Below are 14,538 nucleotides of genomic sequence, written 5' to 3'. Positions count from 1 at the left end.
AGTTCAGGCGCCACAAATTGCGACTTCAGGAGGCCGAGCGGAGTTCTTGCGAAGGGAGGTGACGGCCATGGATGGCCGTCAAGCGCTGCGCCCCAGGATGGGGCGTTCAGCGCGGTACTCCCGGGAGCAAGAACGGAGCGAGGGAACCCCGGAGCGAAGCGCAGGGGCCGTATGAACGGAGCCGAACGGTTTTGCCTACTTTGGCCAAGACCAAAGTAGGCCGCCGTAAGGGCGGAAAGGTGACTAAATGTCGTCATCGTCTACGAATGTGCACACAAAACCAAAAACAATCACCCAGACCCAGACCCAGACCCAGACCCAGACCCTAACCCCCCTCCAAGACCATCTCCAAAAACGTAGCCACCACCCGCCGCATCCGCTGTTCCTGCAAACACACCAACGTCTCCGTCAAATGCCGCTGACAATCCACAATCGGCAAAGCACAAACCCGAGCATCGGCCCCGAACTCCGCCGCGGACACCACCCCCACACCAATCCCCACCACTACCGCCTCCCGCGCCGCCTCCCGCCCTTCGACCTGGATCGCCGACCGAATCCGCAACCCCGCCCGCTGCATTTCCTCCTCCAGCGTCTGCCGCGTCACCGACCCCGGCTCGCGCAGCACCAGCGGCGTATCGTCCAGATCCGCCAGGCTGATCTGCCCACGGCTGGCCCAAGGATGCTGGTGCGAGACGAACGCCACCATCGGGTCACGCCGCATTGGCACGCAGAACAGCCGCTCGTCATCGACATCGCGCCCGAGCAGGGCCAGGTCGGCCTGGTAGCTGAACAGCCGCGCCAGCGACTCATCGGTGTTGCCGGTCTCGATCTTCACCTGGATCCCCGGATAGCGCTGGCAGAACCGGGCAATCTGCGGCAGCACATGCACTGGCGCGTCCACCGCCAGGGTCAGGCTGCCGGTGTGCAGGGCGCGTGAGTCCTGCAACAGCTCCAGGGCCTCGGCCTCGCAGGCGAACAGACGCTGGGTGACGCCCAGCAGCCGCTCGCCCAGGTCGGTCAACTGCACCGAACGCTTGTTGCGGTGAAACAGCAACACGCCGAAGCGCTCCTCGAGCTTGCGCACCTGGTCGGACACCGCCGGCTGGGTGAGAAACAGCTTCTGCGCCGCGCGGGTGAAGCTGCCCTGTTCGGCAACCGCGTGGAACGCCTTGAGTTGAGCATGGGAGACCGACATCGAACACTCCACTTAAAAGCTGGGCTTATGTGTGAAATACGATAAATCGATTTTATTTATCAGTCAGCAGCTGTTTCCATGTGTTTCAACCCGGCGCCTCTGCCACGAGCAGCGGCATGTCGGCCATGGCGGCACCACCGCCATCTGACCAAGTGACGTCCCTCCGTCACGCAGTGCGCAACACAACAACAAGACAGGCGTTTCTTCACATTCTGCCGGCACACTCAAACAAGAGGTCAGAGTCAAATGAACCAATCCCTGGGCGCCATCAAGCGCTGGCGCGTGCAGATCTTCGCAATCACCTGGCTGGCATACGCCGCCTTCTATTTCACCCGCAAAGCCTTCTCGGTGGCCAAGCTCGGCATCGGCGAAGACCCCTCGTTCATGCTCGACAAGGCCGCCATGGCCAACCTCGACGCCATCTACCTGGCCGCCTATGCCGTGGGCCAGTTCACCTGGGGCATGCTCGCCGACCGCTTCGGGCCGCGCGTGGTGGTGCTTGGTGGGCTGCTGATCTCGGCGGCGGCGGCGGTGGTAATGGGCAGTTACGCGACCTTCCCGATCTTCGCCACCTGCATGCTGGTCCAGGGGCTGGCGCAGTCCACCGGCTGGGCGGGGTTGTGCAAGAACATTGGCAGTTTCTTCCCGGCGTCCCAGCGCGGACGGGTGCTAGGGCTGTGGAGTTCCTGCTATGCCTTCGGCGGCCTGGTGGCCTCGCCGTTCGCCGGCTGGTGGGCCTACACCCTGGTCGGCACCTGGCACGCGGCATTCTTTTCCAGTGCCGTGGTGGTGGCCGCGGTGGCGGTGCTGTTCTTCATCTTCCAGCGCAACAAACCCGAGGACGTTGGCCTGCCGGCGGTGGAGCCCGAACCACAGAGCATGGCCCCGGGAGCGAACCTGTGCAGCGTCTGGGCACCGCTGCGCGAGATCCTGCGCAACCGCACGGTGCTGACCCTGGGCCTGGCCTACTTCATGCTCAAGCCGGCGCGCTACGCCATCCTGCTGTGGGGGCCGGTGATCGTCTTCGAGCAGATGCCCTCGGTGGGCAAGGTCGGCGCGGCGATCATCCCCACGGCCTTCGAGCTGGCCGGGTTGCTTGGCCCGATCCTCATCGGCCTGGCTTCGGACAAGCTGTTCGGCGCCCGGCGCATGCCGGCCTGTGTGATCAGCCTGGTGCTGCTGACCCTGACCCTGGCCGGCTTCATGGCGGCGATGCACACCGGCAGCGTGGTGCTGGTGGTGACCCTGCTGTTCGTCATGGGCCTGACCCTGTATGGCCCGGACTCGATGATCAGCGGCGCCGCAGCCATTGATTTCGGCACCGCCAAGGCCGGCGCCACCGCGGCCGGTTTCGTCAACGGCTGCGGCTCGGTGGGCGCGGTGCTTGGCGGCTTGCTGCCGGGCTACTTCGACAGCGTCACGGTATTCATCGTCTTCGCCGGCACCGCGCTGTTCTCCGCCCTGGTGCTGCTGCCGCACTGGAACAGCCGTCCGGCAACGGCACCCCAGGCCACCGACGTGGCCCCCAATACCGGCATGGCGATCAAGCCACTGCGTACCTAGAGGAAAGCGAGCAGATGAGACCCTTCTGGCTGCAACAGGCCCTGGACCAGGAAGACGAGGCCCTGTGCCCGCCGCTCGCTGGCGATGCGCGCTGCGACGTGTGCATCGTCGGCGGTGGCTACACCGGGTTGTGGACTGCCTTGATGATCAAGGAACAGGCGCCGCAGCTGGAGGTGCTGCTGATCGAGGCCGACATCTGTGGCGCCGGGGCCAGCGGACGCAATGGAGGCTGTGCACTGTCCTGGTCGGCCAAGTACTTCACCCTCGAACGGTTGTTCGGGGTGGCCGAGGCGGTACGCCTGGTGGACGAGTCCGAACGCAGCATCGGCGCCATCGGCGAGTTCTGCGCGGCCAATGGCATCCGCTGCGATTTCCGCATGGACGGCACGCTCTACACCGCCACCAACCAGGCCCAGGTCGGCGGCACTGATGCGGTGATCGCCGCGCTGGAGCGCCGCGGCATCAACTCGTTCCAGCGCCTGGCGCTGGAGCAGGTGCAGCGCCTGGCCGGCTCCCAGCGGCACCTGGAGGGCTGGTACTCGCCGGCCGCGGCCACGGTGCAGCCGGGGCGGCTGGTGCGCGGCTTGCGCCGGGTGGCCTTGCAACGTGGCGTGCGCATCCACGAAGGCACGGCGATGACCGGCCTGGAACATGGCGCGCCGGCGCAGGTGCGCACCGCTACCGGCACCATCCGCGCCGACCGCGTCGTCCTCGGCCTCAATGCCTGGATGGCGCGGGCCTTCCCGCAGTTCGAGCGCAGCGTGGCGATCGTCTCCAGCGACATGGTGATCACCGAGCCATGCCCCGAGCTGCTGCGCCAGATCGGCCTGGACAGCGGTGTCAGCGTGCTCGATTCGCGGATCTTCGTGCACTACTACCACAACACCTCCGATGGCCGGCTGATGCTCGGCAAGGGCGGCAATACCTTCGCCTACGGCGGGCGCATGCTGCCGGTGTTCGACCAGCCGTCGCCGTACGAGCCGTTGCTGCGTGACAGCCTGGCCGAGTTTTTTCCGGCGCTGGCCGAGGTGCCGCTGGCGGCGAGCTGGAACGGGCCGTCGGACCGCTCGGTGACCGGTCTGCCGTTCTTTGGCCGGCTCGATGGGCAGGGCAACGTGTTCTACGGCTTCGGCTATTCGGGCAGCGGGGTGGGGCCGTGCCATATGGGCGGGCGGATCCTCTCGTCGCTGGCCTTGGGGCTGGACAACCCCTGGACCCGCTCGCCGCTGGTCAAGGGCCCGCTGGGGCGTTTCCCGCCGGAGCCGGTGCGCTACCTGGGGTCGCTGATGGTGCGCAACGCCATTCGCCGCAAGGAGCGCGCCGAAGACCGCGGCGTGCGTCCGCGCGGGCTGGATGTGCGCCTGGCGAAGTTCGCGGCGGCGGCGGGGAAGGCCGACAAGGGCTGAAGCTGATGCGATTTCTTGTCGAACCCGGTGCGCAGGGCGTATAAACTCTCCCCACTTTTTGGCCGGTCGCTTCCTGAACCGGCCGTTGAAACAAAGAGAGTCGATATGGGCGCACAGTGGAAAGCCAAGCATAGAGAAACGGCGGCCAACGCCAAGGGCAAGATCATGGGCAAGCTGGCCAAGGAGATCCAGATCGCCGCCAAGTCCGGCGCCGACCCGGACATGAACCCGCGCCTGCGCCTGGCCATCGTCCAGGCCAAGAAAGCCTCGATGACCCGTGAGACCCTGGAGCGCGCGATCAAGAAAGGCGCCGGCCTTGACGGCGAGGCCGTGCAATACCATGCGGTCAGCTACGAAGGCTTCGCCCCGCACCAGGTGCCGTTGATCGTCGAGTGCTTGACCGACAACGTCAACCGCACCGTGGCGCAGATCCGCGTGCTGTTCCGCAAGGGCCAGCTGGGTGCCAGCGGCTCGGTGGCCTGGGACTTCAACCACGTCGGCCTGATCGAGGCGACCCCGGAAGGCGACGCCGACCCGGAAATGGCAGCCATCGAAGCCGGTGCCCAGGACTTCGAGGACGGCGAGGAAGAAGGTTCGACCCTGTTCATCACCGACACCACCGACCTCGATGCCGTGCAGAAAGCCCTGCCGGAGCATGGTTTCACCGTGACTTCGGCAAAGATCGGCTATACCCCGAAGAACCCGGTGAGTGCTGCCAGCCTGAGCGCCGAAGCCCTGGCCGAGGTCGAGGCCTTCCTCGAGGCTATCGACGAGAACGAAGACGTGCAGAACGTCTATGTCGGCCTGACTGACTGAGCCGCGCGTTATCCTCGCGGGGCAAGCCCTCTCCCAGTGTGTCTGTGGGAGCGGGCTTGCCCCGCGATCATTTCCGGACCTGTGCCATGCACCCCACCTTCGCCTCCCTCAGCCTCGCCCACCTGCGCACCCTCGACTGCCTCCTGCAGCTGAAGAACCTCAGCCATGCCGCCGAGCGTCTGGGCTGCAGCCAATCGGCGCTGAGCCGCCAGCTGGCCAGCCTGCGCGAGGCCTTCGACGATGCGCTGCTGGTGCGCCAGGGGCGTGGCTATGTGCTCAGCGAACACGCCGAAACGCTGGTCGAGCCATTGCGCCAGGTACTGGACGAGCTCAACGCCCTGCGTCAGCCCGCAGCGTTCGACCCGGCACGCTGCGAGCGGCGCTTCTGCCTGGCGGCCTCGGACTACGTGGCCGAACATATGCTGCCGCAGCTGGTGAAAGCATTGGAGCAGGAGGCGCCGGGGGTGTCGCTGGAGTACCGCACCTGGCAGGCCGGGCAGTACGCCTTGCTCGCCAGCGGCGAGATCGACCTGGCCACCACGCTGTTCGACGAGTCGCCACCCAACCTGCATGGCCGGCTGCTGGGTGAGGACCGGGCGGTGTGCCTCATGCGCCATGACCATCCGCTGAGCGCTCGCGCCGAACTGAGCCAGGACGACTACCTGGCCTTCAAGCATGTGCGGGTGTCCGGTGGCGGCGACAAGGACAGCTTCATCGACCGCCATCTGCGCGCCCAGGGGCTGCAACGACGCGTCAGCCTGGAGGTGCCGTTCTTCAGCGCCATGGTCCAGGTGGTCGGCAACGGCCAGGCGCTGGCCACGGTGCCCGAGCATATCGCCCGGCAACTGGCGCGGTTGCATGGGTTGAGCTGGCGGCCCATGGGCTTTGTCGAGCACATCCAGCGTTACTGGGTGGTATGGCATCAGCGTCTGCAGGCCTCGGCCGAACATCGCTGGTTGCGCAACCGGGTGTTCGAGGTGTGGCGCCAGTCGCAGTTCGGCGTACAGGGTGGGCATGCGCCTTTGCCATAGCAGCTATGCGCGAAGCGGGGTTATTCGGCGGGTGATGGAGGCCTAGACTGCGAGGCATTGTGCTGCCAGGAGACCACTCATGACCCCCGAACAATTCCGCCAATACGGCCACCAACTGATCGACCTGATCGCCGATTACCGCCAGACCGTCGGCGAACGCCCGGTCATGGCCCAGGTCCAACCCGGCTACCTCAAGGCCGCGCTGCCGCAGGGCGCACCGCAGCAAGGCGAGCCGTTCGAGGCCATCCTCGCCGACGTCGACAAGCTGGTGATGCCCGGCCTGTCCCACTGGCAGCACCCGGACTTCTACGGCTACTTCCCCTCCAACGGCACTCTGTCATCGGTGCTCGGCGACTTCCTCAGCACCGGCCTTGGCGTGCTCGGACTGTCGTGGCAGTCCAGCCCGGCCCTCAGCGAACTCGAGGAAACCACCCTCGACTGGCTGCGCCAGCTGCTCGGCCTTAGCGGGCAATGGAGCGGAGTGATCCAGGACACCGCCTCGACCAGCACCCTGGTGGCGCTGATCTGCGCCCGCGAGCGTGCCACCGACCATGCCCAGGTGCGCGGCGGCCTGCAGGCCCAGGGCAAGCCCCTGGTGGTCTACGTCAGCGCCCATGCCCACAGTTCGGTGGACAAGGCCGCGCTGCTGGCCGGGTTCGGCCGTGAAAACATTCGCCTGATCCCCACCGACGCACACTACGCCATGCGCCCGGAGGCGCTGCGCGAAGCCATCGCCCAGGACCTCGCCGCCGGCAACCAGCCCTGCGCCGTGGTCGCCACCACCGGCACAACCACCACCACCGCGCTGGACCCGCTGCGCCCGATCGGAGAGATCGCCCAGGCCAACCAGCTGTGGCTGCACGTAGACTCGGCCATGGCCGGTTCGGCGATGATCCTCCCGGAATGCCGCTGGATGTGGGACGGCATCGAGCTGGCCGACTCGGTGGTGGTCAATGCCCACAAGTGGCTGGGCGTGGCCTTCGACTGCTCGATCTACTATGTGCGCGACCCGCAGCACCTGATCCGGGTGATGAGCACCAACCCCAGCTACCTGCAGTCGGCGGTCGATGGCGAGGTGAAGAACCTGCGCGACTGGGGCATCCCCCTGGGGCGCCGGTTCCGCGCCTTGAAACTGTGGTTCATGCTGCGCAGCGAAGGTGTCGAGGCCCTGCAGCAACGCCTGCGCCGCGACCTGGAAAACGCGCAGTGGCTGGCCGCGCAGGTGGAGGCGGCTCCCACGTGGGAGGTATTGGCGCCGGTGCAGTTGCAGACCTTGTGCATCCGCCATCGCCCGACGGGTCTCGAGGGCGAGGCGCTGGATGCCCACACCCGCGCCTGGGCCGAGCGCCTCAACGCCTCGGGTGATGCCTACGTGACCCCGGCGACCCTGGACGGGCGCTGGATGGTGCGGGTCTCGGTGGGGGCGCTGCCCACCGAGCGCGAGCATGTCGAGCGGCTGTGGGCGCGGTTGCAGGCGGTGGTGGCCGAGTAGCCAAGAGGCCTGTCACTGCTTCAGGGGCCTGCAATCAGCAGGCTTCGCGCCAGGCGCGGATCTGCTCCAGCGTTGCGGTGGCGCCACCACAGACGATCACCAGGACATTGCCGAAGGCCGCCACTGCCTCGGGATGTTCGAGCAAGGCCAGCGCCGCGCCGCAGGCCGGCTCCACCAGCAGGCGGTGATCGCGCAGCAGGCGTTCGCAGGCGTCGAGCGCCTCGCGATCACTCACCTGGTGGCTGACCACCGGGTGCTGGCGGGTGCAGGCCAGCGCCTGTTCGGCCACCCGCTTGGCCCCCAGTGAAGTGGCTACCGAGGTGATCCCCGGCAGTTCCACGGTGCGCCCTGCGGTCATGGCCGCGTGCAGCGACGCGGCGCCTGCGGTTTCCACTGCCAGTACCGGCACGTCCTGCCAGCCATTGCGCTGCAAGCCTTCGACCACGCCGCGCAGCAGGCCGCCGCCGCCGACCGACAGGACCACGGCATCCGGCTTGCAGCCGGCCAGGGCCACTTCATCGATCATGCTGGCGTGGCCGGTCCACAACAGCGGGTCGTCGAACGGGTGGATGAAGGCGTCGCCGGCCCCCAGCAGGGTCTGCGCGTGCTCGTTGGCTTCCTGCCAGGAGCTGCCACGCACCACCACGCTGGCGTCTTCCAGGCGCAGCAGTTCCTTGGCTCGTTCGGTGGTGGTCTCGGGCACCACCACGGTCACCGGCACGCCGAGCTTGCGGCCGGCGTAGGCCACCGCCAGCCCGGCATTGCCGCCGGACGAGGAGACGAAGTGACGGGCGCCGCGAGCATGGTGCGTCTCGCAAGCGTGGCCGACGCCGCGCAGCTTGAACGAGCCACAGGGTTGCAGGGCTTCGAGCTTGAGCCACACCGGGCGGCCGGCGCTCAGCGACAGCGGACGGGATTCGATCAGCGGGGTTGGGATATGCAAGGGCATGTGGGCTCCGTGGCTCAGTCGCGGGCAGCCGCGGCGGGCTCGCCGCGCAGCTGCTCCAGGTAGTTGTAGACGGTGTAGCGGGTCACGCCGAGGGCCTCGGCGGCTTTCTCGACGCCGCCCTTGACGATGAACAGGCCGCGCTCCTGCATCACGCGCACGGCCTCGACCTTGGCGTGTTTACTCATTCGCCCCTGGCCGCTGCGTTGCAGCGCGTCCTGGATGATCCCGGCCATCAATGCAGTCATGTCGGCGGGCTCGTCGCCGGATACCGTGGCTGGCGCGGCGCCCAGCGGCTGCAAGTGCCGCAGGAACGCCATGGCGGCGTCCAGGCCGGTGACGTCGGTGTTCACGCACAGGCTGGCGAAGGGCTGGCCGGTGCTGTCACGGAAGATCGCCGTGGCGCTGCGCAGGCTGCGGCCCTTGAGGGTGGTGGGGTAGTCGGGCAGCACCACAGGGTCGCAGCCCTGCTGGTCGGCGGCGGCCTGCATCAGCGCCTTGAACCCTTGGTCCTGTTCGGGAGCGGCCAGTATCGGGCTGCCGACCTGACGGCCGGAGAGCTCGCCATTGACGATCGCTACCACCGAGCGTTCCGGGTGTTCGAGGTCGTGCAGAAGGATTTCCACATTGCGCGGGACGACGCTGCCCAAGGCCTGCAGGGCGGTCTTGAGCACGTTCAGGGTGAGCTGGCGTTCGTGGGCGAGGGTGAGCATGATCGGCACCAGATTCAATATTGTGTTGAATATTACACAAAAAGTTGAATTTGGCGAAGGTGTCGAACCCTCAAAAGCAATCACGGGCCCTCCCGCTCCTGCCCAAGGCAGGAACGGGAGGGCCCGCGATCAAGTGCGTCAGCCCAGTTTCGGCGTGCGTGGCGGGACGATACGGCGCGAGCCGGTGGACTCGAAGGCGGCGGCGAATTTCAACAGATTGTTGTCGCTGTACGCCTTGCCCGCGAAGGTCAGGCCCACTGGCATGCCGATGTCGGCCATCACGCCCATCGGCACGGTCACGGTCGGCACGCCCAGGTGACGGATCGCCAGGTTGCCGTTGGCCACCCAGATGCCGTTGCTCCAGGCGATGTCCGCCGATTCGGGGTTCACATCGGCGTCCGCCGGGCCGACATCGGCCACGGTGGGGAACAGCACCGCGTCCAGGCCCTGGGCGTCCATCCAGTCTTCCAGGTCGAGCTTGCGGGTGGCTTCCAGGCCGCGCAGGCCGTCGGGCACGGTGGCGATCTGGTCCCAGGTCTTCAGGCCGCGCTTGGCCATGTTGACGTACTCGTCCATGCCGGCGGCGAGGTCGTCTTCACGGTTGGGCAGGGTGCCGGGGTCGTGGGGGAAGATCTGCGGGCCATCGACATCGGCCAGGCGGTTGAGCTTGGGATCGTCGTTGGCGCGCAGGAAGTCGTCGAAGGCCCAGCCGGACAGTTCCCACAGTTCGTCGTGGAGGAACTCCTTGCTGACGATGCCGCGGGTGAACACGGTCGGCGCGCCGGGGCGGTCGCCTTCGCAGTTGGAGACCAGCGGGAAGTCGGTCTCGACCACTTCGGCGCCGGCCGCTTCCAAGGCCTGGCGGGCTTGCTGCCACAGTTCGATCACGCTGGCGCGGGTATTGATGCGTTGGCCGGTCGGGCCGCCGATGCCGGGTTTCTCGGCAGTGCCGGCTTCGGCGTCGGCATTGATGTACATGCGTGGCACGGCGAAGCGCTTGCCCTTGAGCGTCTCGGCGCCCACGGCCAGGTCCAGGTACGAGGCGGGGCGCACGCTCGAGGCGGCCGGGATTGGTACCCAGGGTTGCAGGCGCCACAGGTCGCCGCGCTTGTCGGCGTCGTCGGCCACCACCACGTCGAGGATCTCCAGCAGGTCGGCCATGGTCCGCGCATATGGCACGACCACGTCCATGGTCGGCGTCAGCGGCCAGTTGCCGCGCACCGAGATCACCCCACGCGACGGGGTGTAGGCGCACAGGCCGTTGTTCGAGGCCGGGCCGCGGCCACTGGACCAGGTTTCCTCGGCCAGGCCGAAGGCGCTGAAGCTGGCGGCGGTGGCGGTGCCGGCACCGTTGGAGGAGCCGGAGGCGAAGGGCGCGGTGAGGTAGGCGGCGTTGTACGGGCTTTCGGCGCGGCCATACACGCCACGCTGCATGCCGCCATTGGCCATCGGCGGCATGTTGGTCTTGCCCAGGCAGATCGCGCCGCCGGCGCGCAGGCGCTCGACGGTGAAGGCGTCGCGCTGGGCGACCAGGTCCTTGAACGCCGGGCTGCCGGAGGCGGCGGTCAGGCCCTTGACCAGGTAGCTGTCCTTGGCGGTGTAGGGGATGCCATCCAGCGGACCGAGGGTTTCGCCACGGGCACGGCGGGCATCGGAGGCTTCGGCCTCTTTCAGGGCCTCGGGGTTGCGCACCACCACGGCATTGAGCCGCGTGGCGGTGTCGGCGCCGTCGTAGGCGTCGATGCGGGCCAGGTACGCCTTGACCAGCTCGACGGCCGTCGTGCGGCCGGACTCGAGCGCGTCGCGCAGCTCGGCAATGGAAACCTCGGTTACCTCGATCATGCTGTCACCACAGTTGTGCAGGTGGAAAATCATGGCGGCTAGTGTAGCAAGAAGGTCTTGGTGGGCGCAGGCATGCAGCGGGGAAATGGTTCGTTGCAGCGCGGCACGCTGAGCGCCGGATGGCGGGGCTGAAACGGCAGCGGGCTTGGCCCGCGACCGGTTGGCGCCGATCGCGGGCCAAGCCCGCCGATTCGAACGGTGGTGACGATCAGAGCAGCTTGCGCTGTACCGCCTCGTCCAGGGTGCTGCGGGCCAGCTCGCGCACCACGTCGCGGGTGTCGGCCTGGAATGGCAGGCCGACGATCAGCACCAGTTGCATCCAGGTACGGATCGACTCGCTCTTGCTGACACGGCCGATCTCCTTGCCGTCCTTGTCCTTGAACACGGTCTGCAGGGTGAAGGTGTTCTTGGCGGTAGAGGGGATGAGGAACAGGGTGAAGCCGGTGATGAACGCCGACGCGGTCACGAACTCCTCGTGGTTGGTCAGGGTCGATTCGGCGTACAGGTCCGCTTCGCCCTTCTGCGTGCTGACCTGGGTGAAGCGGCCGGATTGCTGGTAGGTCTCGCTGATGGTCTTCTCCCACATGTCGGCGTGGGCGCCGGCGGCGGCCACGGCCGCGCCGTCGTTGACCTGGTACAGCGCGGTGCTGCGCAGGTAGGCGTTGGGCTTGGCCGCGGCGGTGCTCGCCGCCGGCGGCCAGGTGCCGACCGGTGCCAGGTCGCCGGTGGAATACGAGACGCAGCCCCCAAGCAGCAGGGCGCCGAGCAGCAGGGCGTGTTTGCAGATGTTCATCGAAGTGTTCCTGTTATCAGCGTTTTGCCAGTTTCACGGTGGCGTCGTCGAGCAGTTCGCCGACCAGCTTGGTCAGTTGCTTGCCGCCCATCGAAGGCGCCCAGTACTCGCCGCCGTACAGGCCGACGTTGTGTTCGAAGCGCAGTTGTTCCTTGGCCCTGGCCAACTCGACGCCGTCGCGGTCGACGATCACCAGGTTGCCGGCCACGTCGAAGCTGTCGACGTAGATCGGGCCGTTGAACCAGATCCAGAAAGTCAGGGTCAGCAGGGCGCCGGGGAAGTACGCCGGGTGCGGGGCGCGATGGCCCTTGAGCGAAGTCATGTCGAACTTGAGCAGCACGTCCTGTTCGTCCAGGCGCGTGGGGTATTCGGTGACGGCCTTGAAGTAGCCGGCGCGCTGCACGTACTGGCTGAGCTGCGGAGTCAGGGCGCGGCTGATGGCCTGGCCGGTGGCGTTGTCAATGCCGGGGGCGTTGACCTGCACATCGGCGACCTGGGCGCTGCGTGGGCTGGCGACGGTGGAGGCGTGGGGCGGCGTGCCCACCGGGCCGATGACGTTGTAGGAGACGCAGCCGCTCATCGTCAGCAAGGCAACGACGGCGCTGGCCTGGAACAGTTTCTTCAAGTGATGTCATCCTTGATCGGAGTTGAACCTGATCAAGGTTTACGGCCGAGGGGCCGGCAGCTTTAGGGCAAAATGCCACTATTTATGCCGGCCATGCTCGGCCGCGCGAACCTGAACCCCTCAGGCCAGGTCGCTGGCTGCGTGGCGCTCCGCCACCTGGCTGGCTTCCTCGCCCCAGGTGCGGTTGACCCGGGTGCCGCGCTGTACCGCCGGGCGCTGGGCGATGGCCTCTGCCCAGCGCTGCACATTGGCGTACTCGTGTACCGCCAGGAACTCGGCCGCGCCATACAGGTTGCCGCGCACCAGCTGGCCATACCAGGGCCATACGGCGATGTCGGCGATGCTGTACGTATCGCCGCCCAGGTAGGCGCTTTCGCCCAGGCGCCGGTCGAGCACGTCGAGCTGGCGCTTGGCTTCCATGGTGAAGCGGTTGATCGCGTATTCGAACTTTTCCGGCGCGTAGACATAGAAGTGGCCGAAACCACCGCCCAGGTAAGGTGCAGAGCCCATCTGCCAGAACAGCCAGTTGAGGGTCTCGGTGCGCGCGGCCAGGTCCCGGGGCAGGAAGGCGCCGAATTTTTCCGCCAGGTACAGCAGGATCGCGCCGGACTCGAATACCCGCACCGGCGGTTCGACGCTGCGGTCGAGCAGGGCGGGGATCTTCGAGTTGGGGTTGACCTGCACGAAGCCGCTGCCGAACTGGTCGCCTTCACCGATACGGATCAGCCATGCGTCGTACTCGGCGCCGCCATGACCGAGGGCCAGCAGCTCCTCGAGGAGGATGGTGACCTTGACTCCGTTGGGCGTGGCCAGCGAGTAGAGTTGCAGCGGATGCTTGCCGGTGGGCAGCGGCTTGTCGTGAGTGGGGCCGGCCACCGGGCGGTTGATGCTGGCGAACTGGCCGCCGGAAGGGGCCTCGAAGGTCCAGACCTTGGGCGGAACATAAGGGGGCTTGCTCATGGGAATCTCCTGGAGGGCGCGATGCGGCCGGGTAAGGACGTGGACAGCCTCTCTATGCCATGGGTTCGCCGTGCAGGGCAAATTCAATGCGTGCCCGCAGCGCATGCATGGCGCCTTGCAGGCGCACCGCTGTCGTTACAGGGGCCGCGCCGAGGCCGGGGTCGGCGCGGTTGGCGCCTCTGGCTTTTTCGCCGGTTTCAGCCGCGATACCCCGAACAGCACCAGGACCAACCCGGCTACCTGGTACACGCTGATCGCCTCGCTCAGGATCAGCCATGAGGCCAGCATCGTCAGCACCGGCCCCAGGTTACCCACCGCCGCCGTGTGCGTGGGCCCGAGGCGCTGGATCGCCAGCGCCACCCAGTAGATCGGCAGCACCGTGGAGAACAGCGCCATCAATGCCGCGTTGAGCCACACCGTGCCGGGCAGCTGCAACAGCGGCGCGACATCGGCCACCAGCAGGTAGTGGGCCAGCACCATCAGCGAGGAGGCGGTGCCGCACAATCCGGCCAGGCGCATCGAGTTCATGCGCTTGAGCATCATGCCGGTGCCCGAGTAGTACAGGGCATAGGTGACTGCGCTGGCGAACACCCACAGCGAACCGACCAATACCGCATTGCCGCCACCCGCGGCGCCGATGTCGTGGACGAAGGCGATGCCCAGCCCCAGGTAGCACAGGCCCATGGCCGCCAGGGTGCGCAGGGTCGGGCGTTCGCGCTGGACGATGGCCTGGATCACCAGCACCAGGGTCGGGTAGGTGAACAGGATCAGCCGCTCGAGCCCGGCACAGATGTATTGCAGGCCGTAGAAGTCGAACAGGCTGGCCAGGTAATAGCCGAACAGGCCGAGCAAGGCCACGCGCAGGCCGTCGCCGGCGCTCAGCGGCGCGCCACCCTGGCCACGGCTGGCCCATACCAGCCAGGCGAACAACGGCAGCGACAGGGCCATGCGCAGTGCCAGCAGGCTGATGGCGTCCACCGGGCCTGCGGCATAGGCGAGCTTGACGAAGATGGCCTTGAAACTGAAGCCCAGGGCGGCGAGTACGGCGTACAGGCTGCCGTTGGCAAGGGCGCGCTGGAGCGGGGCGGGCAGGCGGGTCATGGCGGGTCCGTGGCACAGAAGAAGTGCGGTTTATTCTGCGCAGAACGCAACCGCG

Annotated in this window: 13 protein-coding genes; 5 read left to right on the top strand and 8 right to left on the bottom strand. The window is 67.1% G+C overall.

What is annotated here, in order from left to right; translation table 11 throughout:
- Positions 1 to 325 precede the first annotated feature (325 nt).
- Entirely contained in the window at positions 326 to 1,195 is an 870-nt protein-coding gene (locus C3F42_RS04630) for a LysR substrate-binding domain-containing protein (protein ID WP_038705873.1), read from the bottom strand.
- A gap of 246 nt (positions 1,196 to 1,441) precedes the next feature.
- Between C3F42_RS04630 and C3F42_RS04625 the strand changes: the two genes are divergently transcribed.
- From C3F42_RS04625 to C3F42_RS04605, 5 genes are all read left to right on the top strand, one after another.
- Positions 1,442 to 2,758, top strand: a complete 1,317-nt coding sequence (locus C3F42_RS04625; RefSeq protein WP_094011064.1) for an MFS transporter — start codon at positions 1,442 to 1,444, stop codon at positions 2,756 to 2,758.
- A 14-nt stretch (positions 2,759 to 2,772) separates the two neighbouring features.
- A complete protein-coding gene (locus C3F42_RS04620; RefSeq protein ID WP_104444057.1) occupies positions 2,773 to 4,164 on the top strand; it encodes an FAD-dependent oxidoreductase in 1,392 nt (463 codons plus the stop codon).
- 105 nt (positions 4,165 to 4,269) lie between these two features.
- Complete coding sequence (locus C3F42_RS04615; RefSeq protein ID WP_023631852.1) at positions 4,270 to 4,980, top strand: YebC/PmpR family DNA-binding transcriptional regulator; 711 nt, start codon at positions 4,270 to 4,272, stop codon at positions 4,978 to 4,980.
- Positions 4,981 to 5,066: 86 nt separating this feature from the next.
- Positions 5,067 to 6,011 (top strand): LysR family transcriptional regulator, encoded by a 945-nt coding sequence (locus C3F42_RS04610; RefSeq protein ID WP_104444056.1) that lies wholly within the window; start codon positions 5,067 to 5,069, stop codon positions 6,009 to 6,011.
- 79 nt (positions 6,012 to 6,090) lie between these two features.
- Positions 6,091 to 7,503: a DOPA decarboxylase gene (locus C3F42_RS04605; protein ID WP_104444055.1), complete on the top strand. Its 1,413-nt coding sequence runs from the start codon at positions 6,091 to 6,093 to the stop codon at positions 7,501 to 7,503.
- 34 nt (positions 7,504 to 7,537) lie between these two features.
- On the opposite strand, the gene C3F42_RS04600 is transcribed toward C3F42_RS04605, so the two are convergent.
- The 7 genes from C3F42_RS04600 to C3F42_RS04570 all read right to left on the bottom strand — a co-directional run bounded on the left by C3F42_RS04600 (position 7,538) and on the right by C3F42_RS04570 (position 14,483).
- The gene (locus C3F42_RS04600; RefSeq protein WP_104444054.1) at positions 7,538 to 8,452 is read right to left on the bottom strand and encodes a pyridoxal-phosphate dependent enzyme; all 915 of its coding nucleotides are present in this window, start codon (positions 8,450 to 8,452) and stop codon (positions 7,538 to 7,540) included.
- Positions 8,453 to 8,466: 14 nt separating this feature from the next.
- Entirely contained in the window at positions 8,467 to 9,162 is a 696-nt protein-coding gene (locus tag C3F42_RS04595; RefSeq protein ID WP_371920583.1) for a transcriptional regulator, read from the bottom strand.
- Between the two features lie 138 nt (positions 9,163 to 9,300).
- Complete coding sequence (locus C3F42_RS04590; protein ID WP_104445277.1) at positions 9,301 to 11,004, bottom strand: amidase; 1,704 nt, start codon at positions 11,002 to 11,004, stop codon at positions 9,301 to 9,303.
- A 208-nt stretch (positions 11,005 to 11,212) separates the two neighbouring features.
- Positions 11,213 to 11,797 (bottom strand): hypothetical protein, encoded by a 585-nt coding sequence (locus C3F42_RS04585; RefSeq protein WP_038705879.1) that lies wholly within the window; start codon positions 11,795 to 11,797, stop codon positions 11,213 to 11,215.
- A gap of 16 nt (positions 11,798 to 11,813) precedes the next feature.
- The gene (locus C3F42_RS04580) at positions 11,814 to 12,377 is read right to left on the bottom strand and encodes a hypothetical protein (RefSeq protein ID WP_052062253.1); all 564 of its coding nucleotides are present in this window, start codon (positions 12,375 to 12,377) and stop codon (positions 11,814 to 11,816) included.
- 165 nt (positions 12,378 to 12,542) lie between these two features.
- Complete coding sequence (gene yghU / locus C3F42_RS04575) at positions 12,543 to 13,382, bottom strand: glutathione-dependent disulfide-bond oxidoreductase (RefSeq protein WP_094011069.1); 840 nt, start codon at positions 13,380 to 13,382, stop codon at positions 12,543 to 12,545.
- A gap of 135 nt (positions 13,383 to 13,517) precedes the next feature.
- Positions 13,518 to 14,483, bottom strand: coding sequence for a DMT family transporter (locus C3F42_RS04570; protein WP_104444053.1), 966 nt, complete (start codon positions 14,481 to 14,483; stop codon positions 13,518 to 13,520).
- Positions 14,484 to 14,538: the final 55 nt, after the last annotated feature.

Origin of the sequence: Pseudomonas sp. PONIH3, from assembly GCF_002934345.1 — a bacterium.
GTDB classification, from domain to species: domain Bacteria; phylum Pseudomonadota; class Gammaproteobacteria; order Pseudomonadales; family Pseudomonadaceae; genus Aquipseudomonas; species Aquipseudomonas soli.
This window is presented reverse-complemented; position numbering and strand designations above follow the sequence as displayed.

Excerpts from the sequence above, each read along its gene's own strand:
- C3F42_RS04630 (WP_038705873.1), bottom strand. The coding sequence starts at position 1,195 with ATGTCGGTCTCCCATGCTCAACTCAAGGCGTTCCACGCGGTTGCCGAA.
- C3F42_RS04605 (WP_104444055.1), top strand. The coding sequence starts at position 6,091 with ATGACCCCCGAACAATTCCGCCAATACGGCCACCAACTGATCGACCTG.
- C3F42_RS04625 (WP_094011064.1), top strand. The coding sequence starts at position 1,442 with ATGAACCAATCCCTGGGCGCCATCAAGCGCTGGCGCGTGCAGATCTTC.
- C3F42_RS04595 (WP_371920583.1), bottom strand. The coding sequence starts at position 9,162 with ATGCTCACCCTCGCCCACGAACGCCAGCTCACCCTGAACGTGCTCAAG.
- yghU (WP_094011069.1), bottom strand. The coding sequence starts at position 13,382 with ATGAGCAAGCCCCCTTATGTTCCGCCCAAGGTCTGGACCTTCGAGGCC.
- C3F42_RS04570 (WP_104444053.1), bottom strand. The coding sequence starts at position 14,483 with ATGACCCGCCTGCCCGCCCCGCTCCAGCGCGCCCTTGCCAACGGCAGC.
- C3F42_RS04615 (WP_023631852.1), top strand. The coding sequence starts at position 4,270 with ATGGGCGCACAGTGGAAAGCCAAGCATAGAGAAACGGCGGCCAACGCC.
- C3F42_RS04590 (WP_104445277.1), bottom strand. The coding sequence starts at position 11,004 with ATGATCGAGGTAACCGAGGTTTCCATTGCCGAGCTGCGCGACGCGCTC.
- C3F42_RS04610 (WP_104444056.1), top strand. The coding sequence starts at position 5,067 with ATGCACCCCACCTTCGCCTCCCTCAGCCTCGCCCACCTGCGCACCCTC.
- C3F42_RS04620 (WP_104444057.1), top strand. The coding sequence starts at position 2,773 with ATGAGACCCTTCTGGCTGCAACAGGCCCTGGACCAGGAAGACGAGGCC.
- C3F42_RS04580 (WP_052062253.1), bottom strand. The coding sequence starts at position 12,377 with ATGAGCGGCTGCGTCTCCTACAACGTCATCGGCCCGGTGGGCACGCCG.
- C3F42_RS04585 (WP_038705879.1), bottom strand. The coding sequence starts at position 11,797 with ATGAACATCTGCAAACACGCCCTGCTGCTCGGCGCCCTGCTGCTTGGG.
- C3F42_RS04600 (WP_104444054.1), bottom strand. The coding sequence starts at position 8,452 with ATGCCCTTGCATATCCCAACCCCGCTGATCGAATCCCGTCCGCTGTCG.